Annotated in this window: 19 protein-coding genes, 1 tRNA gene and 1 other RNA gene; 1 reads left to right on the top strand and 20 read right to left on the bottom strand. The window is 58.7% G+C overall.

Features of this window, described 5'->3' with window-relative positions; genetic code table 11:
- Positions 1–11: 11 nt before the first annotated feature.
- The 20 genes from M5R41_00170 to M5R41_00075 form a co-directional block, all read right to left on the bottom strand.
- Positions 12–401: a hypothetical protein gene (locus tag M5R41_00170; GenBank protein MCZ7554800.1), complete on the bottom strand. Its 390-nt coding sequence runs from the start codon at positions 399–401 to the stop codon at positions 12–14.
- Positions 402–603: 202 nt separating this feature from the next.
- A complete protein-coding gene (locus M5R41_00165) occupies positions 604–768 on the bottom strand; it encodes a tyrosine-type recombinase/integrase (GenBank protein ID MCZ7554799.1) in 165 nt (54 codons plus the stop codon).
- A gap of 455 nt (positions 769–1223) precedes the next feature.
- Positions 1224–1448, bottom strand: coding sequence for a hypothetical protein (locus tag M5R41_00160; GenBank protein MCZ7554798.1), 225 nt, complete (start codon positions 1446–1448; stop codon positions 1224–1226).
- Positions 1449–1535: 87 nt separating this feature from the next.
- Positions 1536–1796, bottom strand: a complete 261-nt coding sequence (locus tag M5R41_00155) for a hypothetical protein (protein MCZ7554797.1) — start codon at positions 1794–1796, stop codon at positions 1536–1538.
- A gap of 100 nt (positions 1797–1896) precedes the next feature.
- Positions 1897–3930 (bottom strand): VIT domain-containing protein, encoded by a 2034-nt coding sequence (locus M5R41_00150; GenBank protein ID MCZ7554796.1) that lies wholly within the window; start codon positions 3928–3930, stop codon positions 1897–1899.
- Positions 3931–3945: 15 nt separating this feature from the next.
- Positions 3946–6327: a VWA domain-containing protein gene (locus M5R41_00145; GenBank protein ID MCZ7554795.1), complete on the bottom strand. Its 2382-nt coding sequence runs from the start codon at positions 6325–6327 to the stop codon at positions 3946–3948.
- 838 nt (positions 6328–7165) lie between these two features.
- Positions 7166–7756 carry a Holliday junction branch migration protein RuvA gene (gene ruvA, locus M5R41_00140; protein ID MCZ7554794.1) on the bottom strand — a complete coding sequence of 197 codons (591 nt, stop codon included), beginning with the start codon at positions 7754–7756 and terminating at the stop codon, positions 7166–7168.
- A complete protein-coding gene (gene ruvC, locus M5R41_00135; protein ID MCZ7554793.1) occupies positions 7753–8289 on the bottom strand; it encodes a crossover junction endodeoxyribonuclease RuvC in 537 nt (178 codons plus the stop codon). Before ruvC ends, ruvA begins: the two co-directional genes overlap by 4 nt.
- Positions 8290–8295: 6 nt before the next feature.
- On the bottom strand, positions 8296–9039 hold the full coding sequence (locus tag M5R41_00130; GenBank protein MCZ7554792.1) for a YebC/PmpR family DNA-binding transcriptional regulator: 744 nt from the start codon (positions 9037–9039) through the stop codon (positions 8296–8298).
- Positions 9040–9144: 105 nt separating this feature from the next.
- Positions 9145–10914, bottom strand: coding sequence for a single-stranded-DNA-specific exonuclease RecJ (gene recJ / locus M5R41_00125; protein ID MCZ7554791.1), 1770 nt, complete (start codon positions 10912–10914; stop codon positions 9145–9147).
- A 72-nt stretch (positions 10915–10986) separates the two neighbouring features.
- Positions 10987–11373, bottom strand: an RNA gene (gene rnpB / locus M5R41_00120) — RNase P RNA component class A.
- A gap of 10 nt (positions 11374–11383) precedes the next feature.
- Positions 11384–12109, bottom strand: a complete 726-nt coding sequence (locus tag M5R41_00115) for a C4-type zinc ribbon domain-containing protein (protein MCZ7554790.1) — start codon at positions 12107–12109, stop codon at positions 11384–11386.
- A gap of 19 nt (positions 12110–12128) precedes the next feature.
- Positions 12129–13163, bottom strand: a complete 1035-nt coding sequence (locus M5R41_00110) for a Nif3-like dinuclear metal center hexameric protein (protein ID MCZ7554789.1) — start codon at positions 13161–13163, stop codon at positions 12129–12131.
- A 121-nt stretch (positions 13164–13284) separates the two neighbouring features.
- A tRNA-Ala gene (locus M5R41_00105) sits at positions 13285–13357 on the bottom strand.
- Between the two features lie 164 nt (positions 13358–13521).
- The gene (locus M5R41_00100) at positions 13522–14289 is read right to left on the bottom strand and encodes an SDR family NAD(P)-dependent oxidoreductase (protein ID MCZ7554788.1); all 768 of its coding nucleotides are present in this window, start codon (positions 14287–14289) and stop codon (positions 13522–13524) included.
- Entirely contained in the window at positions 14276–14992 is a 717-nt protein-coding gene (locus M5R41_00095) for a YjjG family noncanonical pyrimidine nucleotidase (GenBank protein ID MCZ7554787.1), read from the bottom strand. Before M5R41_00095 ends, M5R41_00100 begins: the two co-directional genes overlap by 14 nt.
- Positions 14989–15960 (bottom strand): pyridoxal-phosphate dependent enzyme, encoded by a 972-nt coding sequence (locus tag M5R41_00090; GenBank protein ID MCZ7554786.1) that lies wholly within the window; start codon positions 15958–15960, stop codon positions 14989–14991. Before M5R41_00090 ends, M5R41_00095 begins: the two co-directional genes overlap by 4 nt.
- A 218-nt stretch (positions 15961–16178) precedes the next feature.
- Positions 16179–16784 (bottom strand): TlpA family protein disulfide reductase, encoded by a 606-nt coding sequence (locus M5R41_00085; GenBank protein ID MCZ7554785.1) that lies wholly within the window; start codon positions 16782–16784, stop codon positions 16179–16181.
- On the bottom strand, positions 16781–17023 hold the full coding sequence (locus tag M5R41_00080) for a DUF1858 domain-containing protein (protein MCZ7554784.1): 243 nt from the start codon (positions 17021–17023) through the stop codon (positions 16781–16783). Before M5R41_00080 ends, M5R41_00085 begins: the two co-directional genes overlap by 4 nt.
- 82 nt (positions 17024–17105) lie before the next feature.
- Positions 17106–18269 carry a 4-phosphoerythronate dehydrogenase gene (locus M5R41_00075; GenBank protein ID MCZ7554783.1) on the bottom strand — a complete coding sequence of 388 codons (1164 nt, stop codon included), beginning with the start codon at positions 18267–18269 and terminating at the stop codon, positions 17106–17108.
- A gap of 334 nt (positions 18270–18603) precedes the next feature.
- Here M5R41_00075 and M5R41_00070 point away from each other — a divergent pair, with 334 nt between their 5' ends.
- Positions 18604–20196 carry a DUF1800 domain-containing protein gene (locus M5R41_00070; GenBank protein MCZ7554782.1) on the top strand — a complete coding sequence of 531 codons (1593 nt, stop codon included), beginning with the start codon at positions 18604–18606 and terminating at the stop codon, positions 20194–20196.
- Positions 20197–20219 lie beyond the last annotated feature (23 nt).

Genomic DNA, 20219 nt, shown 5'->3' with positions numbered 1-20219 from the left:
TTGGCCTGCCTTTAGTTGTATTTTATCACATCGCCGGTGATGAACGAGGTGCGTCGAGTCCAGATTCCGAAGGTAAACAGACTGAGAAAATAATCTTTAACGGTTAATGTTTGTTGAATCTTGAGGTTGATTACAGCATCACCGTCGACAGCTGCAATTTCGTCAGTGATTGTCGTATTTAGGTCAGCATCTCGTGCAATGTGTAAACCCCAGAAATACCACGACGAGTATTCCTCGATGGCAAAGCTCTTGATGACAGTGGATTTCTGACTCAATGCTGAGGTACCATTGAGCATCGTCGGTTTGGTGATATTCGCACCAATGTAGTTCGTGGTCGAGCATCCGATCATAAAAATGATTGCAAGACAGCTACCAAGCAGTACGAGAGTGATTTTTTTCATGGTTTTACCTGCTTTGATGTTTGGGTATTCCACAAGCGCCAGTATCAACTTGAATACATGGTTGGTTCATTGGACACTGACTGAGTATTGAACGAAGCTGAGTGCGGATATGAGATTCTTGTGTCATAATACGAATAAGGGGTGTTGGTATCAAGGTATATCGGATATGTTATGTCTGTTTTGTCCTGCATAAACGCTCGAGCTACAAATTGTTCCGCCCCATCACATCATGCATCGTTTCCGGCTGCAGGTGGGCGTATAACTCGGTGGTCTTGGAGTCCGTGTGTCCAAGGAGGCGTCCTACCTGAAACAGTGATACGCCGCCCTGTACAAGCCACGGAGCGAACGTGTGGCGAAGGGAGTGCAAGTGGATGGTTTCAGGGAATCAAGCGCCGTGTACAGCGCGTAGGTAATGGCCGTGTTACCGGTAGCGGCCATCCGAGCAACCCTACGTTGTTGTGATCAGAGCACTTACAGCGGCAGAGCGCACGCTTCACACGCGTGAGGTCGTAGGTTCAAATCCTACTGCGTCCACAGGAAAGTCCCCCGCAACTGCTTGTTACGGGGGATTCTGTTTTCACAGCCACGGCTATCCTGCGGTTTGCACCGCGTGTACCAAACGGAACATGGGGCAGTCCGGGACGGGAGAGCGGCCGGGGGCGCATGCGAAGGCGAACGTCACGCCATTGGGCGTGTACGGCTACAGATGCCTTCCGCGCGCACGGGCCTGCGGGCGTGCAGGCGGGAGGACTGGCCGGCGCGGGATACGGAGCGCGGAATGCCGCGTCGCTTCACCGGAGAGTGGATGACGAGGGACTCCGCTTATTTCCGACCTTTTTTCGGGACGACGGGTTCCTGCTTGAAAATGTATTTGAACTGATAGGAACTGAGATTGGCGCCTTTTTTGATTTTGGCGGAGAGCGTCTGCAAGCGCTCTTCCCTCTTCATGTTGCCCCAGGTGATGTAGTCGAGTGTGATCTCGTACACCTGCCCCCGGTCGTCCGTGATTTCCACAAACACGTATTTGGCACGTCGTGTTGCTGCCATGGTTTCTTCTCGCTTCTTTTTTTTTGCGATGGAAGGAATGCGGTGTGCTACGCCGCGCGTGAGGGTACGCTGTAATATACGTGATTTTCATCCGATATCAATATCGGAGGAGAGTACGCCGTAATTCGGTACGCCGTAATTCAGAGGGCGTAGCGATGCGGACCTGCCGCACGGGCACGCGACAGGATATCCTTCGTTGTGCGGTGGAAGACCGGTGATGAGAGCGGTGTGAACGCTGCCCCGCCCCGCCACAGGGAGCTGCCGACCCGATGCGACAGTACAGCCGCCGGGCACCCATCGCTTCCCGACAGGTCCTGCGGCAGCCCTTTTGCTGACAGCGTATGTCACCGGCATACCTCCTTTTGTCCCCACCCTCGTCATGAACAAACGGCGCCCCGCCGCGTGGACGGGACGCCGTAACCATGGAGGACTCTCCTCCTCCTCCGGACTATTTCAGCAGAAGCATGGTGCGGCTGCCGTACACACGAGTACCGCTGAGCACAAGGGTGTAACTGCCGCTGGGCAGCGCGTTACCCCGCGCGTCGCGGCCGTCGAAGTGCACCGTGTGCAGACCGGGTGCGTACCGCGAAAGATCTATGAGACGGACGAGACGCCCGAGCATGTCGTAAATGGCCAGGAACAGCGGCTCGCCCGCGCCGCGATCCGCAGCGATGTAGACCTGAATGACGGTCGCGGGATTGAAAGGATTGGGATAATTGCCGATGATGCGCGTGGTCTCGCCAGGGAGCGGCGGTGGCCCGTCCTCGTCTTCGAGACCGGCGACGACGTTCACATAATCCGCGATGTACGCGGTGTAGCGGCAACGTATGCCGGAAGCGAGACTGACCGCGATGAGACTGTCCTTGAGTGTTTGCCGCGGTCCGTACACATCAATCTCCCTTTCCATCGCGTCTATCATGAGCTTTGCCCAGATTTTAGCGGCAAGTCCGCGATGCTCCGCCTCCGCGAACTGCACACGGAAAGTATAATCGCGGAAACCCAGCGGGCCCTCTCCCGCGAGCGTCATGGACGAGGGTCCGGCGTTGCGATACCGGCCGGCCGTGAGCACGGGCATGCCCGCAAAGATGGACGGATGCGGAGCGGGCTGTATGCCGTAAATATTGATCTCGGGATATTCCACTATGACGTCGCGCAACACGAGGCGGTCGAAGGAACGCAGGACGCGCTCCATCTCCGGACCCATGGCCGCGCTCACCGGCAGAATACGCGCATACCCGCCGTTGCGCGCGGCGATCAGCTCGAGACGCGAGCGGTCCGCATCCGTGCCCATGCCTATCATTATCACACTTGCGCGGGCGGTATTCATCGCCGATACGTCTTCGGGTGTCAGCGCGGCGCGTCCGGTACCGATGGCGATGAGGAAATTACGCGCGCTGCCGTCGGTGAGCATTCCCATGGAGACGGCCATGGCCTGCTCCAACTGGCTGCCGCCGCGCGCTGTGAGTGCGGAGACAAACGCGCGGGCGATGTCCTTGTTGGCGGAGTCGGCCGTCACCAGTGCCGGGAAGGCGGAGGACATGCTGCTCTCGAAAGCGACGATATTGAATGCGTCGCTCCTGCTCAATCCGTCCATCGCTCGCAGCAGCGCATTCTTGCTCTGCTCCAGCGCGATGCCGTACATGCGGGAGGAGCGCTCGAGACAGAACACCACATTCCGACGCGTGACACCGCTCGCGGGCGGCACATCCGGCGGACGAACCAGCAGCGCATAATACCCGTCTGCGGTGTCCGCTTTGTCGGAAAAGAATTCCACCGCCAGCGTATCCGCGCGTGTGCGCCAGGAGAAGGTGATATCCGAGGTGATGTACGACTTTGACGCACTGCCGTGCAAGCGCAGCGTGTCCGGGTGCGGACGCTCCTCGTTCAGCTCACCCTCACAGTGAAGAACGTAGTCCTCCACCGGAGCACCCGCGTCGAGCGTCAGCCGGAATTCCACCAGCTCCAACGGATGCCGGATGAAGTTACCCGAGGCCAGGGGATAGCTGTAGCTTCCTTCACCGGCGCTGAAATCGCAGAGGGAGAGATAGTGCAGTTCCACCCGCTGTACCGTCCAGGGCTCGATACCCTTTAGCTCGATTTTGAGGCCGTTTTTTCCTATGTAGGAATTGATGGCTGCGGGCACGTCGCCCTCGCCGGTGCCGGGAGTGATCACCTGCTCCTGCACACGCAGAACGGCCTGAAACAGCGTGTCATGCCTCCAATAGTACAGGGCGGTGGGACGCGCGTCCGCGGGCATGGGAAACGCATACACGGCGTCCGTGGTTTTTGACCAATCGTTGACGAATTCCTGATCCACCACTGTTTCGGCCACGAGACCGGAGATGTGCACCGTCACCCGCGTCATACGGTTGCGGAGCAGCGTGGACGGGTACGAGGGCGTCGAAGACACAAGCAGGCCGTCCGCCGCGAGCGTCGCGGTGAACAGCAGCAACAGAACAGCGCAATGAATGAGATGTCGCATGATGTCCTCCTTCCTCTATTTGGTGTACACGACGCTGGCGGTACCGCGCACCCAGGGGCCGCCTTCCCGTCGCAATTGCGTATGGATGAAATACACGCCGGACGCGCGCGGCGCGGCGCCGCGGTCACGCACGTCCCAGACGAAGCGGTACTCGTCGCGCAGGCCGTCCACAGCGAAGCGCTCCACCTCCCGGCCGTTGCCGTCCATGACGGACAGCCAACCGCTGCTGCCGGCGGCATTGCGGAGCAGCAGGGTCACGGCGGGATTGAAGGGGTTGGGATAGCATTCGAGAACACCTTCCGCTGCCACCTGCGGGGGCGACGGCGATTGCCAGGAAGCGGCTCCTCCCTTCCCGGCGAAATGCACTTCGATATCCACACGCCGTGCGGTGGTGTCCGGAAGCGGGGATACATAGCGCAGCTGATACAGCGTACTGACGTTGAAGCGCGAAATATCGAGCAGAATATCACGGAAATTTCCGTTGATATCGAAGAAGAGGCCGCCGGTCGGCTCCGTGATGCGGTCGTAACGCTGCTTGCGATGCACTGCGCCGATGGCATGCACGGTGATGGCCTTGTTCAGGAGCATTTCCAGCACCTGCTTGACCGTGAGCGGCGTCACCACATTGCCTTCGTGATAGTCTTCATCGGTGATCCAGACAATGAGGCGATGGGCTTGAGGGCGGAAGTCCATAAGCGTGGCCTGGCGGAGAGCTTCGAGCGAATTCTCGGGCGCATCGCCGCCGCCGCTCGCCACCTGCTTCGCCACCCAACTCTGGAAGACGGAGACGTCGGGCGTCAGAGGAAGAACATCCCCGATCGTGTCGTAAAAGGTGACCAGACCAAGTCGGAAGCTGATGCCCTTCTCCGTCAGTTCATTGGTGAAGGCGTGGATGTTGTCGCGCACCGCGGCGATTTCACCCGACATGCTGCCGGTCACATCCAGCGCGAACACGACATCCACCGCATTGACGCCGCTTCTGGCATCCTTCTCCAGAATAAAATCGCGGATGCGGTTGCCGTTTTCCCACAGCCAGACGTGTTCCTTGCGCACGGCGGTGACGGGCACATTCGTCCATGCGTCGTTGATTCCGAAATACATCGTCATCACCGGCAGAAGTCCGGTGTCCACCGTGTCCACGGCGATGATCAGCCCCGTGTCCGCGAGCGCCACCGCGGGAATGTACACGTTGCGCGTGACGCTGTCCAGCGTAGCTCCTCCCATGTCGCAATAGAAGGTGACGGGCACGACTTCCTCCTCGTAGATCTCGTTGCTTCTGAACGTCGCCCTGGTATAGCCGAAGTCCTTCGCGGCCGCGGCAACACCCCACAGCGAGGTTGTGGGCGCAAGGATATCCGACGCGCTGACGATGCGCAGTTTCGCATTGTCGAACGGCGCGGTATCACCATTGTACGTTTCGACCATCACGGGGAATTCCCTCGGAAACAGCGCGCCCTTGTCCAGTTCCAGCGCGGTGGGCAGATCGAAACGCATGAAAGCCCCGGCCGGAAAATCCGGTTGCGGCAGGGAGAGCGCGAGCGCGGCATCGACCGCGTCGGACGCTTGCAGCGTGGCGCTCCGCCATTCCGCGCGGAGTACGACATCGAAGAGTTGCCGCGGACGCGGATCCGCCGGATTGAACACCGGTCCGAGCGCCGGCTGCCAGTTCGCTATGCGCAACTGATCCGGTGCCGTCATCGGCCAGGAAACAGCGGCTTTCAGTCCGCTGGCATCCGCCTGCGCGCGTTCGTACAGCAAGAGGCCGGCGGAAAGTTCGGCTGCGGTGAGAAGCGTATCGCGCTGCACGGGAATGCCGGCGAGGAAGACCCCGCGTCGCCCCAACGACCCCGGGGCAGGATCGAGCTGTATCGCCAGCGCACCCTGATGCGGCGCGGTATCGAGATTCCGCAGTTGCGCCTCGATGCTCAGCGTACCGTCCTGCGCCGAATGGCGAATGAGGACGCTCAGGTGACAGACGCCGGATTTGAGAAGCTCCAGCCGTAGGCTGTCCTGTCCCGGAACGATGCGCTGCTCGTCACCCGAGAAAAAGACATCGGCTTTCCGCCACACGCCGTCCCAGAAAAACTCGACGAAAGAAGTCAGCGCATAGGGATGCCCGTAGGTAAGCTGGCAGTTGTCGTCCAGGCGCGAGCCGGAGCTGCCGCCCGTCGTGCCGAAGGTGAAATACGCCCCACGCAGCAGCGTCGCCGCGGTGAAGGCATTACCCAACGCGGCCCTGTCCGTCGTCGCGCCGGTGCCTTTGCGCAGCGCGTCGTTTCCCTGGCCCGCGTCCTGAAAGGTTGTTTCGTCATCAATATCGAACACCGCCTTGTTCTGCGCCGACAGATCGCAGATCAGCAGTCCCAGCAGTACGATGCAAGCGCTCAGAAATTTCATGCAGCCCTCCGGTGAAGTACGGTTACCATGGATGACACATGAAACGGCAAAACATTCCCTCGCGGGGAAAAAAAATTTCTATCGCGCGTTGGTGACGGTCATAACCGCTATGAGCGGGCGCCGAGCAAGCGCCGGGACAGGTGCGCGGATGGACACGAATGGGAGCGGATGTACGCGGGGCTCATTGATATAGGTGGTTCATAAAACACCATCTTTGCCACCGAATGTGGGAGGTTCATGAATCGCCCACATTCTTCAGGATACGTGCGCGGATGGAAACCGATGGGAGCGGATGTACGCGGGACTCATTGATGTTGGAGGATCATAAAACGCCCGCTTTGTACCTTGGGAAGGTGAATTAACGCAAAGACGCAACCCTTCGACCGTGGCTGAGCGTCCCATCGGCTTCGCTCAGGGCCCGGCGAAGCCACGCTCCGGGCCCGGCGCAAAGACGCAGAGAGAGTCTGCGATGCCTGAAATCCTGTAGTTTGTTGTGCTGAAGATCATGATGCCGGGGCGATTCGAGACAGGGGCTTCGCTATTTCCAGCAAACGATATGGTCATCCGTGCCAGTGCGCCGCGCTGACGAAGTCAGGAGCTGTCCTCAACGCTATGCTCATTGCGCCGTTTCAGAGAGATCGAAGCGGATTAATATGGCGTACTAAATATTATACTGTATGATTACTGGAACGGCGGGACAAAAAAAGAGCCGGCCAAAGCTGAGGAGGTGACTAGGGCCGGCTCACGGAAACAGTGAATGCAGATACAATATACATAAGCGATTTTCTTAAAGCAAGAGTTTATGAAAAAATTTTAACTGCTTATAAATCAACGACTTTCAGACATTCAGCACTTTCAGCGCCTGCTTCACCACTTCGCCGGGGGTGGTGGCGGATCCGCCGCGCAGCACTTCGGCGACGGCCTTTTCGGCGTTCTGGCGGGCGTAACCGAGGGCTTGCAGGGCCAGGAGGGCTTCGTCGCGGAGGGACATCGCGGCGCCGCCGTCCACAGAAAGGCCGGAAGAGCTGCGGGAGAAGGTGTCGCGGAGTTCGACGATGATGCGCTCGGCGGTTTTTTTCCCTATGCCGGGTATGCGCGTGAGTGCGGGAACATCGCCCGAAAGCACGCGGCTGCGGAGTTCGGAGGGACTGATGCCGGAAAGTATGCCCAGCGCGGTGCGGGCACCTATACCGCTGATGGTCTGTAGCTGAAGGAATAACGCGCGCTCTTCGACATTGGAAAACCCGAAAAGCTGCATGGCGTCTTCGCGCACGTGCAGATGCGTGAGCAGGCGCAACTCCTGCCCGGGAGCGGGAAGGGCGTCGTAGGTGGAAAGCGAAATACTGACGCTAAAGCCGATGCCATGCACGTCTATGACGACGGACACGGGCTCTTTCGCCACCAATGTGCCGTGAAGAAATTCTATCATCGTTTCACCCTGTCGGGATGTTCACGGATAAAAGCCTCCCAGGTGTTGCCGCCGCTGCGAGGGGTGCGCAAATGCATGGCATGACACACGGCGAGTGCCAGGCCGTCGGCTTCGTCAGAGCGCCTGAAATCTTCGCTGATGTTGAGAAGCACCTTGATCATGTACTCGACCTGCTGCTTGGCCGCGGCGCCGGATCCGGTCACAGCGCGTTTCACTTCGCGCGGAGAGTACTCCGATATCGCAAGCTCGCGATGCACAGCGGCAAGCAGGGCCACGCCGCGGACGTGGCCGAGCTTGAGCGTGGATTGGACGTTCTTTCCGTAAAAAGCGGTCTCGATGCAGAATTCGTCGGGATGCCAGGTGTCGATGATGCCGATCAGCGCGTCGTATACGGTGCGCAAACGGATCGGTACGGTGTCGGTGGGTTTCATGGTGATAACGCCCGATGTCAGACGACGGAATTTCCGTCCCTTTGCATCGATGACACCATAGCCGGTGACCAGCGAACCCGGATCGACCCCGAGAATGAGCATGGCTCGCTATTGCATGGATGCCATGACGTCCGCGTCGATATCGAAATCGGCGTAGACGTTCTGCACGTCGTCGTGGTCTTCGAGTGCTTCGACCAGGCGGAGCACACCTTCGGCGTCCTTGCCTTCGACCTTGGTGGTGTTTTGCGGCACCATCTGCACTTCGGCTTCGGTGATTTCGATGCTGTTGCTTTCCAGCGCGGTCTTCACCGCTTCAAAGCTTGCGGGATCGCAGACGATTTCGAAGCTGTCGTCTTCCACGGTCATGTCCTCCGCTCCGGCGTCGAGAGCGATCATCATCAGATCATCCTCGGCGTACTTTTTCGGAATGGTGACGACGCCTTTGCGGCTGAATTTCCAGGACACGGCGCCGTTTTCGGCCAGGTTGCCGTTGTTCTTGGAGAACAGGTGGCGGATTTCCGCGACGGTGCGGTTTTTGTTGTCGGTAATCGTTTCCACGATAAAGGCGATACCGCCGGGACCGTAGCCCTCGTAGGTGATCTCGTCGAAACTCATTCCTTCGAGTTCGCCCGTGCCGCGCTGAATGGCGCGCTTGATATTGTCCTGCGGCATATTCGAGCCCTTCGCCTTGTCTATGGCCAGGCGCAGGCGCGGATTGCCGTCGGGATCGCCGCCGCCATCGCGCGCGGCAATCGTTATTTCCTTGATGATGCGACCGAAGAGCTTGCCGCGTGCGGCATCTTTCGCGCCCTTGGCCCGCTTGATGGTGGCCCATTTCGAGTGACCAGACATGAAATCCTCCAGAATTGCTCTGTATTGTGTACGTGTATCATTGTAACCATTGCACCGCGCACCGACACGGAATATCGTGCGAGGACCCGACCCGCTGTCGCGACCTCAGGCGACCCCGTCGTTCGCGTACATGGCGCGAGCGCGTTCAAGTATTTCGCTTTGCGTACGTTCCGTATTCGCCGGCCGTATGTCGCGCAGCTTGAGCTGCGGGAAAACGTTGCCGTTCCAGGAATTTTCCTCAATGGTGAAAAGGATATCCACCAGCGCACCGGTATCCTTGATCCCGCCGAGTTTCGAACCCAGACCGAATCCGATACAATCGAAGACGATGGCGTCCTGCCGCACCTTGAGTTTGAGATGGTCGCGCCCCACCACGCGCGGTGAGCCGAACACCTCCACACCGTTGGAAAAGAAAATCGGACGCATGTTGCCCGGTCCGAACGGTGCGAACTGTTTGAGAATGCGGAAAAAGCGCGGCGTGATATCAGCAAGGCGTATCATGGCATCGGCGACGATTTCATGCGTCAGCATGTCGTCGTCCAGCATTTCCTCCGCCACGGCATTGAAGCAGGCGCGGAATTCCTCGATCTTGCTGATCTCCAGCGCGAGGCCGGCCGCGTACTTATGGCCGCCGAACTGCAGCAACAGATGCTCGCAGCGGCGCAGCGCCTCATAAATGTTGAAATTCAGAATGCTGCGGGCCGAACCCTTGGCGACGCCATCTATCGTGGTCAGCAGCACGGTGGGCCGGTAGAATTTTTCCACCAGGCGCGACGCGACGATGCCGATCACGCCCGGGTGCCACTCGCCTCCGTGCAGGACGATCGGGCGCCGTTCGTCGCCGTCGAGATACTGCTCCGCCACCAGTGACGCATGATTGAAGGTTTCTTCATCAATGACGCGCCGGTTGCGGTTCTCCTCTTCAAGGATGAGAGCGCATTCGCGCGCGCGTCCCTCCTCGTCGCAGGTCAGCAGTTCCACCGCACGCGTCGCATCCCCGAGGCGTCCCACGGCATTGATGCGCGGCGCCATCACGAACACTATTTGCTGGGCGGTGAGATTGCCGTAGCGCAGGTTGGACGACTCCATCAGCGCCTTAATGCCCGCGCGCGGTGATTCGTTGATAATCTTGAGCCCGTAGTACACGAGGATGCGGTTTTCCCCGACCATGGGCACGATATCAGCTGCCGCCGCGATGGCGACGAAATCGAGATACTCGTAGGGCAGTTCTCTGTCGGAGAAATATTCGGCGAGCCCCTGAATGAGCTTGAAGCCGACTCCGGCACCGGACAGGTACTTGAAGGGGTAGCTGTCCTTCGGTTTGAGCGGATCGAGCACCGCATAGGCATCGGGTATTTCGGGGCCCGGTTCGTGGTGATCGCAGATGATCACGTCTATTTCGCGGGTTTTGGCGTATTCCACCTGCGTGACGGCGGTGATACCGCAGTCAATGGAAATGAGCAGCGACGTACCGATGCCCGCCGCGTAATCAATACCCGCTTCGGAAATGCCGTAGCCCTCGCTCATGCGGTCGGGGATGTAGACCTCGACTTTACAACCGATACGGCGAAGGAAGAGGAAGAGAAGACTTGCGCTGTTGGTCCCATCCACGTCATAATCGCCGTAGACCAGGATATTTTCCTGCTTGTCCCGAGCGGCGACAACGCGCTGCACCGCCTTCTCCATGTCGTGCATGAGGAAGGGGTTGTGGAGCTGGTCGAGGGAAGGGCGGAAAAACGCCTTTGCGGACTCGTAATCCTCGATCCCTCGAGAAATCAGGATCGATGCGATGACTTCTGGTACATGAATTTCCTCAACCAGCCGACGGACCTTGTCAGGTTCCCCGGGGGGCCTGATACTCCATCTGGCGTCCATGAATTGTTCCTTTTTTTAATATGATTTATACACATTTTCTCAACTCTTCAAATTTCATTTCTAATATCAGGGGTCTCACGCCCGTCTGTAAGCCGAATTCTGTCTATCCCGCCAGGCGGGACGAGGCAGCCATCTATCTGGATCCAGCGTTACCGCGGGATTCGTGCGACCTACCCGAGTACCGGTTCGCCGAAGCGGACACTGCGCGGGCAACGCAGCTCCTGAGACGATACTCCTACATGGTCTTGCTCCGGGTGGGGTTTGCCAGGCCAGCCTGTTACCAGACTGCCGGTGCGCTCTTACCGCACCATTTCAACCTTACCCCGACGGATCGGGGCGGAATGTTTTCTGTTGCACTTTCCGTCGCCTTTCGACGCCCGGACGTTATCCGGCACCCTGCCCTGCGGAGTTCGGACTTTCCTCCCCTGCCGAAGCAGAGGCGACTGCCCGACGGACATGAGACCCGCTCTCAGCGTTTGGTATCGGTCGCAATCTCTTCGGAGACGAGAATGCGGCCGCAATGCTCGCAGATGAACATCCTGTCGTTTTTCTTGATTTCCAGGATGCGCTGCGGGGGAACAATATTATAACAGCCGCTGCACGAGCCGCGGCGGATGGGCGCGACGGCCTTGCCGTTTTTCGCACCACGGATACGGGAGTACTGCACGAAATCGTCGTCGGTGATGTTCGCAAGCGCAGTTTCGCGCTGGCCTACCAGCAGTTCTTCCTCCTGGGCTGTCGTCGAGAGGATTTCACGAAGCTCCTCCCGTTTGTCTTCGAGTTCCTTGAGCAGAACTTCCCGCTGCCCTTCGAACTGTATCTTGCTGGCTTTGATCTGTTCGGCCTGGTCGGCATACGCCTCGATTTCGGCCTCGTAGGTGGAAATGGTATTTTCCGCGACTTCCATTTCGCGCGTCAGCGCATCATATTCCTTGTTATTGTGCACTTCGAGCTGCTGTCCGCGATACTTTTCGATCTTGGCGATGAGTTCGAGAGAAACCTGCTCCTTCATCGCGCGGTCAACGGCCCCTTTCTTCAGTGCGGCATCGCATTCTTCGATACGTTGTTCCACAAAGCGAAGCTGCTCTTCCATCTGATTGACGGTGTCGGGAAGATCGCCGCGCAATTCGCGCAATTCATCAAGTTCCGTATCGAGAATCTGCAGAAGATACAAGGATTGAAGCTTGCTTTTCAAGGGGACTCCTGTTGTTCATTTACACGAACCGCACGGGATTCGTATTGGTTCTAACTTGTAAGATAGAGATTTTTTCACTGTCTTGGAAAGAGGCGGATTCGAGAACTTTGGCGCAAAGTTCCACGAACACCTGCTCCGTCTCGAAATGCCCCGCATCCACGAGAAGTATGTCTCCGCCATAGTCCAGAAAGGTATGATGCGTGAGGTCGCCGGTGACGAAGCACTGTGCTCCTGAGGCGATGGCCGCGCGCACGTAGGACGATCCCGCCCCGCCGCACACGGCTACACGCTGAATCTGCGCTCCCTGAATGGCAGGCGTGACGCGCAGTCGTTCACACCCGAGACGCTGCTTGACAAACTCCAGAAAGGTATCCGCCTCCATCGCTGCGGGAAGGTCGCCGACGATCCCGATTCCGGCCGCGGGGTGCGTACGTTCCTGCACAAAGCTACGCTGCGAGAGCACGGCAGCGCCGAATGCCTCGTTCACGAGATCGCGCACACGGCTGACGGCATTTTTTTGCCCGTCCACGACGAGCAACAACGTTCCCTCCAGGGTGTGCTGCGTATACCAGGATTCGATGTCCTCGTCCTTCAGAAGTCTACCGAGCATATCCGCATCTGCCTGCTCCGCCGTGAGACGGAACTCGACGCGCCGCATCTGGTCGCGTGCGGGCTCGAGCGGACGCTGATTCACGAGATCCAGCCGGGCGGCGAGAGCATGATTCAGTCCGTTCGGCGCGGCGTCGGCGTTGGTATGCATCGCGATAACGGCGATTCCGTTGCGCAACAGCGCGCCGAGCATGCGTCCCTGCGGATTATCGGTGCGAAGGGCGTAGAGGGGACGGAAGATCACGGGATGATGCGCCACGATGAGGTCCGCGCCCCGATCAACGGCTTCGGCGATCACATGTTCGGTGATGTCAAGGCAGACAAGGACGCGTGTCACCCTGGCCCGTGGCGATCCCACAAGGAGGCCGATGTTGTCCTTCTCCCAGGCGAGCTCGGACGGAGCCCAGCGCAGCAGTGTGTTGAGGATGTCAGCGACGGATTGCATAAAAAAAGTGCACCAGTGTGATGCACTTACAGTGTTGTGTCCGGCGCTGGTGTCTTTCGTGATCCCGTAAGTATGCGGAGTGTTTTCACTTTTGATCAACCAGAACGTTCAACCAGTGTTGTGGAGCAGAAGGGAGTCGAACCCTCGACCTCTACAATGCGAATGTAGCGCTCTCCCAACTGAGCTACTGCCCCGGAGAATTTAATGTAGGGAAAAACGGCGTGAGAAGCAAATGGATGTGCCGTTAAACGTTAAACGTTAAACGTTAAACGTTTAACGATTCACGATTCACGTTTCACGATTCACGATTCACGATTCACGATTCACGATTCACGATTCACGTTTCACGATTCACGATTCACGACTTCCCCGTACGGGCTTTTCGTGCCGTCATGTCGAACAAGGCATTCGGCAGGATGCGGATAATACGGGTGGCAAGCGCGATCTGCCAGGGGAACTGAATGACGCTTTTGCGGCGGGCGATGCCGCGGATGATGATACGGGCCGCGCGTTCGGGTTCAAGCATGAAGGGCATGTGAAATTCATTCATCGCCGTCATCGCAGTGCGCACGAAACCGGGACGCACGGTGAGCACGTGAATTCCGAGGGGACGCAGCTCCACGCGTGCGGATTCGAGGAGAATGGCCGCCGCGGCTTTCGACGCGCAATACGCCGCCGTCCCTGGATACCCGCGTACGTCCGCCAGGCTGCCGACACCTGCGAACACACCCCCTCCCTGTTCGCGCAGCAACGGAATGGCGCATTCGAGCGCCACCGCGAGACCGTGAAAGTTGACCGCGAACACCCGCTCCGTATCCTGGGCGCTGAAATTCCGCATCCAGGCGGGACCTCCCACACCCGCGTTGTACAGAAATACGTCGATGCGGCCGAGGAAGTCCTTCCCCATTTCCACGACTTTCCGGATCTGATCGGGTTGCGCGACGTCGCAGGCGGCCGTCCGCATCGCAGTACCTTGCGTGCCGCTTCGTTCCGCGACGGCATCCAGCGCCGCCGTATCACGTGAGGCGGCGTAGATATGCGCACCGCTGCGCGCATACTCTTCCAGCACCGCGGCGCCGATGCCGCGCGAGGCACCAATAATGAGGATGTTTTTATCCTTTGTCATTTGTCACCGCCTGCCGCTGTAAAAGGTCGGGAAGATCCGCAAGGGAGCCGATGATATATCGGGGAGAAAAACTCTCCGGATGATCGAGCCGGTCGGGGTTGATCCAACAGAAGTCCATTCCGGCATTGGCGGCGGCAGGCATATCGCTGCTGACGCTGTCGCCGATGAACAGGACGCGTGAGACATCGAGTCCGAGGGCATCCATTGCGGGTGCGAAAATGGCCGGATCGGGTTTGGCAATCCCCAGTTCTTCCGAAATCAGGATCATGCGGAAGTGCCGGTCTATTCCGGAAAGTGCAAAGCGGCGTCGCTGCACTGCACTGAGTCCGTTTGTCACGAGCACGAGCGGCCAGTTCTGTGCGAGCACCCGGAGGGCAGGTTCGGCTCCGGGTAGCATGTGCGTCTGCTCCGCCAGCACCTCGAGGTAGTGCGCGCTCATCGCCGCGGGATCTCCGTCATGAACACCGCACTCCTCCAGCAGGCGACGAAAGCGCTCCACTTTCAAGGCGTCCGCGCTGATACCTCCCTGTTCGAACGCGCTCCATACGGCCGAGTTGTGCTTCCGGTAAGCGTGATAGCAGAGATCGCCGGCAGGCAGTCCAAAGGCGGCGACGGTGGCGGTAAAGGCCGCGCGCTCCGCGGCGGGATAGTCGAGGATGGTGTCGTCCGCATCCAGAAACAGGGCGTCGTATGCAGACGTCATAGTGCCCCTGCGCGCTTGTCCGCCCAGGGCAGGTGATCGAGATCGCAGTTGCCGCCTGAGAAAATGATGCCAATACGTTTGCCGGCTGTGTCGACCATACCCTGCAGAACAGCTGCGAGCGGTACAGCGGCAGACGGCTCGATGACGATTTTCATGCGCTCCCACACCAGGCGCATGGCCGCGATAATGGCCTTGTCGTCCACGGTGACGATATCACGGACATAGCGGGAAATGATCGCAAAGGTATGGGATCCGAGCGACGTGAGCAGACCGTCTGCAATGGTCTTCGGCTGCACGGAGGGAATGATATGCCCGGCCCGGAAGCTTCGGGCCGCGTCGTCGGCGCCCTCCGGCTCCGCGGCAATCACGGAGGAGGCAGGGGAAAAATGAAAGGCCGCGAGTGCGCTCCCGCTGAGCAGGCCGCCACCCCCGACGGGCGTCATGACGGTGTCGAGCTGCGGAACGTCCTCCAGCAGTTCGCACGCGGCGGTGGACTGTCCGGCAATGACACGAAGGTCGTTGTACGGATGGACTTCTGCCGCGCCGGTTGCGGCCAATACTTCTCCGAGCGTTTCCTCGCGGGCCTGCAAGGTCGGCGCGCAGTAGGTGATATGCGCTCCGTAGCCCGCGACGGCGGCCTTCTTTATCGCCGGGGCATTTTCGGGCATGACAATGTACGCCGGAATTCCCCGCATGCGCGCGGCAAGCGCCAGTGCGGCAGCGTGATTGCCCGAAGAATGCGTGGCGACACCGTGCCGCGCCTCCGCATCACCGAGTGTACGCACGGCATTGGTCGCTCCGCGAAACTTGAAAGCACCCACTTTCTGGAAGTTTTCGCATTTAAAAAACAGCGACGCGTCACACAGCGCATCGATAGCGGAGCAGGTCAGTACGGGAGTGCGATGAACGAAGGGACGGATGCGCTCCGCTGCCGCTTCAAGGTCTTCACGTGTGAGCAATTCTTCCATACCGCTCCCGGATGTTGTATCTGCTTCGGAAGGAAATGTAGCGACGAGAGAGATGTGAACAAATCGCGGGGGGGATGGTGAAAGGGTGAAAGGGTGAAAAGGTGAAATGGTTACGAAAAGGATCCCTTTACTCTTTACTCTTTACCCTTCACCCTTTACCTCTTCACGATCACGGTTCATCCCGTCTCAGCGACTCACATGCGCTTGGGGCGGACAGGCTATAACAGTGCTTCGATCGCGGTGGCCCAGGCGGATTTGGGCTGCAGGCCGACTTTGGAGCTGACGATTTCGCCGTCCCTGTTGATCAGAAAGGTGGTGGGGATGCTGCGGACACCGCCGTAGGCCTGAGCGACAGAGCCATTGTCGAAGAGCACGTCATAGTTGATGCCCTTTTCCCTGACGAAGCGTTTGACAACGTCTTCCTGTCCGGGCTGATCGAGCGAGAGACCGACAATTTCGAAACCCTGGTCCCGGTACTCTTTTTGCAATTCGATGAAATCGGGAATTTCCTGCTTGCAGGGTCCGCACCATGTCGCCCAGAAATTCAGCATGACGACCTTGCCCTTGTAGGCATCGAGCGATTTTTTCTTGCCACGAATATCCGGGAGTTCAAAGGCCGGCGCGGAGCCCATGCCTCCCTGCTGCCCCTGCTGTACACCAGCCGCGGGCCGCTGTATGGTCGTGGGTTCCGCTTCGTGTAATTTATCGATGACGAGTATCGCGACGATCACCACCGCGAAGCCGGTGATCACCCAGGCGAAGGGGCTTATCCCTCCGGACGATTTCTGCGAAGAGGATGGGCGCTTTTTTTGTACGTTTTTCATGCGTCTTTTCCTGTGTCTTGAGAGCTGGCCTGGAGGAGGTAGTCCCGAAGTCCCTGCACGAGTTCGTGTTGGCGTTCGACCGGAATGTTTTTCTCCTCCATGGCCGAGGCAAGCGTACCCCAGATCGGTTCACCACAACGCAGACAGCGAATGCCGTGATCCATGAGGTAGACCACGGATTTGGGATATGCGCTTACCAGATCTTCGATTATCGTGTCGTGTGTTATTTCGAGAGACATACGTTCCTCCGTTACATACCCGTTGGATGCACGAGGAGGAGGAAAGGTTGCGGGCGGCGTGCCCGGAGCGACGGAGTGCGCGCTACGGCTCGATACGGAAGCCGAGTTCTCCGAGTATATCGCAGGCATCGCGCGACAGACTGCCGGCTTTCACCGTGGCGCGGTGGAACTCCCTGCGGACGCGATACTCGGCGCGGATGCGTTCGAAATACGCAACGCGGTGTTCGGGTGCCTCGAAGTACATACCGAACATCGGTGAGTAATCATCGAAGATGTCGTAAATCTGCCGCGTGACGTCATACACTTCGTCGAAAGGACTGAAGGCATCGCGGCCGCTGAACGATACCGGTTGCAGGTCGGGAAGATGGGCCTCATGCCTCCAGCGCGGGACGCGTCCCATCCAGGCAAACAGAGCGTCGTACACCATTTGGGTGCCGAGGAGTTTGGCGTCGTAGGAGTGGCCGGCGATATGCGCGGTCACGATGTGTCCCTGTTTGAGAAAGGCCGGATTGATGTCGGGTTCATTCGGATAGACGTCCAGCACGATAATGTCTCCCCCGTCGGCGTAGAGCAGGGCTGCGTCGGAACGCATGACGTCACCGCGTGCGGCATTGATAAAGATGCCGCCGTCGCCCAATCGGTTGAATTGCGCCATATCCATCATCTGATACGTGGGGAAGGGACCGCCGCGTTCGAGAGGCACGTGCAGGGTCAGGATGTCGCAGTCGAGCGCGCGGTCGAACGAGGAAAACACGATATTTTCGCCCGGTATGGGTTTTTCGCCTCGCTGTTCCCTCGGCGGGTCATTGAGGACGACGGAGAGTCCGAGGGCTTTGGCCGCATGGTACACCGCCTTCCCGACGTGGCCCACGCCCACGATGCCGATGCTTGCTCCTTCGAACATGAGCAACGAATCACTTCGAAGGAAAAAGAGCGATGCGGTAAGCCAATCAGCCACGGAACGCGCGTTGCTTCCCGCGGCGGACGCGACGGTAATTCCTCTGGCTTCCAGCGCCGCGATGTCGAGATGCTCCACTCCGGACGTCGCGGTAGCGACGAAGCGCACATTACTGTCGCGGAGCAGTTCCTCATTGACACGGATCGTGGAGCGGCAGAGCAGAGCATCCGCGCCGCGGAGCGCAGCACGCAGTTCATCCGGATTGCGGGAGTCGAAGCGGCGGAGTTCACCCACCCCGTCGAGGGCTATTTCAATGCATGGAATGTTGATGTCGGCGGCGATGCGCATGGGGGTGTACTCCTGTCGGTTTTTCCTGATGCAAGGTAACGATGATTTCAGAGAATAGCGCCCGCGTCGTTGGCGGGAACTACTATTGATGCACGCGGCACCGTCCCGTGCGCATCCGCGTCGGCTTTGCCGCAGCGTGTGCCGCGAGGAATGCCGAGAGGACGGATGTAACATTTTCGAGCGTACCGCTGTCCATCTTTTTTCCCCGAACCCCACTCCGCACCTTGACCGTTCCGCACCTGGCAAATGCAGCCACTTGACTATTTCCGTTTTCGGACATATCATGTCTGCTATTAATTGCCTGCCGCCATTTCAGAATAATCAGGAAGCCACTATGGAACCTCGTGCCAGTGTCCCATCACAGAGCCGCACCGGCGGCGGGATGGCGGCGCACGCCGATGCCGCACGCGTCCACGCGCGCGTGCTCGCCGAACGCGACGCCAGTCTCAAGGGTCTGCCGGAGCCGCTTGCCCTGCCCCGTCTTGTCACGGCGGGCCTTACCCCGTACACCCCTTCTCCGGAAAAGCCCTGGGACCGCCAGCGCGCCGGATACCTCCTGCGCAGAACCATGTTCGGTGCGACGCGGAGCGACATCGACTTCGCTCTTACCAAGACCCCGGCGCAGATGGTGGACCTCCTGCTCGCCGACACAGCCGCACCGAACCCACCGGGCAGCTGGGTCACTGAGGAGTACTGGTACGACAACACCAACAACGACAGAACGAACAACGAACGCATGGCGGAGATGCGCGACTGGTGGACGGGACTGCTCCTGAATCAGGACCGCTCCATCCGGGAAAAAATAACGCTGTTCTGGCACGATCATTGGGCCACGGAATCCACCACCGTACGGCAGCCGCAATTCAACTACTGGTTCATCGATTTGTTCAGAAAGAACATGCTCGGGAATTTCAAACAAATGGTCAAGGACGTGACCATTTCCCCGGCCATGCTGATCTATCTCGATGGGTGGTACAACACGCGGCAGCGCCCGAACGAAAATTATGCGCGCGAGTTGATGGAACTCCACACACTTGGCGAAGGCAACGGTTATACCGAAGAGGACATCAAGCAGGCCGCACGCGCACTCACCGGATGGACACTGAAAGAAACCGGCACCAGTCCCGTCGGCACCAAAAAGTACCATCAGAGCGAAGCCGCCTTCATCGCCAACCGTTACGACAGCACGGACAAAACCTTCATGGGCCGCACAGGAAATTGGGGGTATGCGGACATCGTGGATATCATTTTCGAAGAGCATCCGCGTGAAGTGGCGGGGTTCATCTGTCGCAAACTGTATCGCGAATTCGTGTATGAAATCGCCGATGAAACCATCATCACACAGCTTGCGGACATTCTCATCGCAAACAACTGGGTGATCCGTCCGGTTCTCGAAACACTGCTCAAGAGCGAGCATTTCTTCGAAACCGCCAACATCGGTGCGCACGTAACGTCGCCCATGGAGTATTACATCGGCAGTATCCGGCAGATGAATATTTCCACGACGAACGTGCGCTACATCTATCAGGTGTGCACCGCGCTCGGCTTGCAACTCCTCGAAGCTCCCAACGTCAAGGGTTGGCCCGGGTATCGCAACTGGATCAGTGCCAGCCGTCTCGCGAGCCGCTGGTCGGTGGCGGACGAGCTCGTACTCGGCACCATGCGCCCCACCCCGAAATTCAGCGTTGACCCGGTTGCCTTTGTTTCCACCCTGTCCGATCCGAACAACGCGCGACAGATGATATCCGATCTGCTGGCCTACATGGTGCCGCTCAAACTGAGCACGAATCAATTCGAAATTCTGCTCGACAAACTGCTCGCCGGAGCGCCGGAATATGAGTGGAATATCAACCTTCCCGGCGCGGACGGACACATCAAGGATTTGCTCAAGGCCATCCTGCGCCTGAGCGAGTCGCAACTCTGCTGAAGCCATCACCACAACGAATCGAG

Source organism: Bacteroidia bacterium, assembly GCA_027493955.1.
In the GTDB taxonomy this organism is placed as follows: domain Bacteria; phylum Bacteroidota; class Ignavibacteria; order SZUA-365; family SZUA-365; genus JAOSJT01.
Note: the sequence above shows the minus strand (reverse complement) of the source record. Positions and strands in the feature narration are given on the sequence as shown.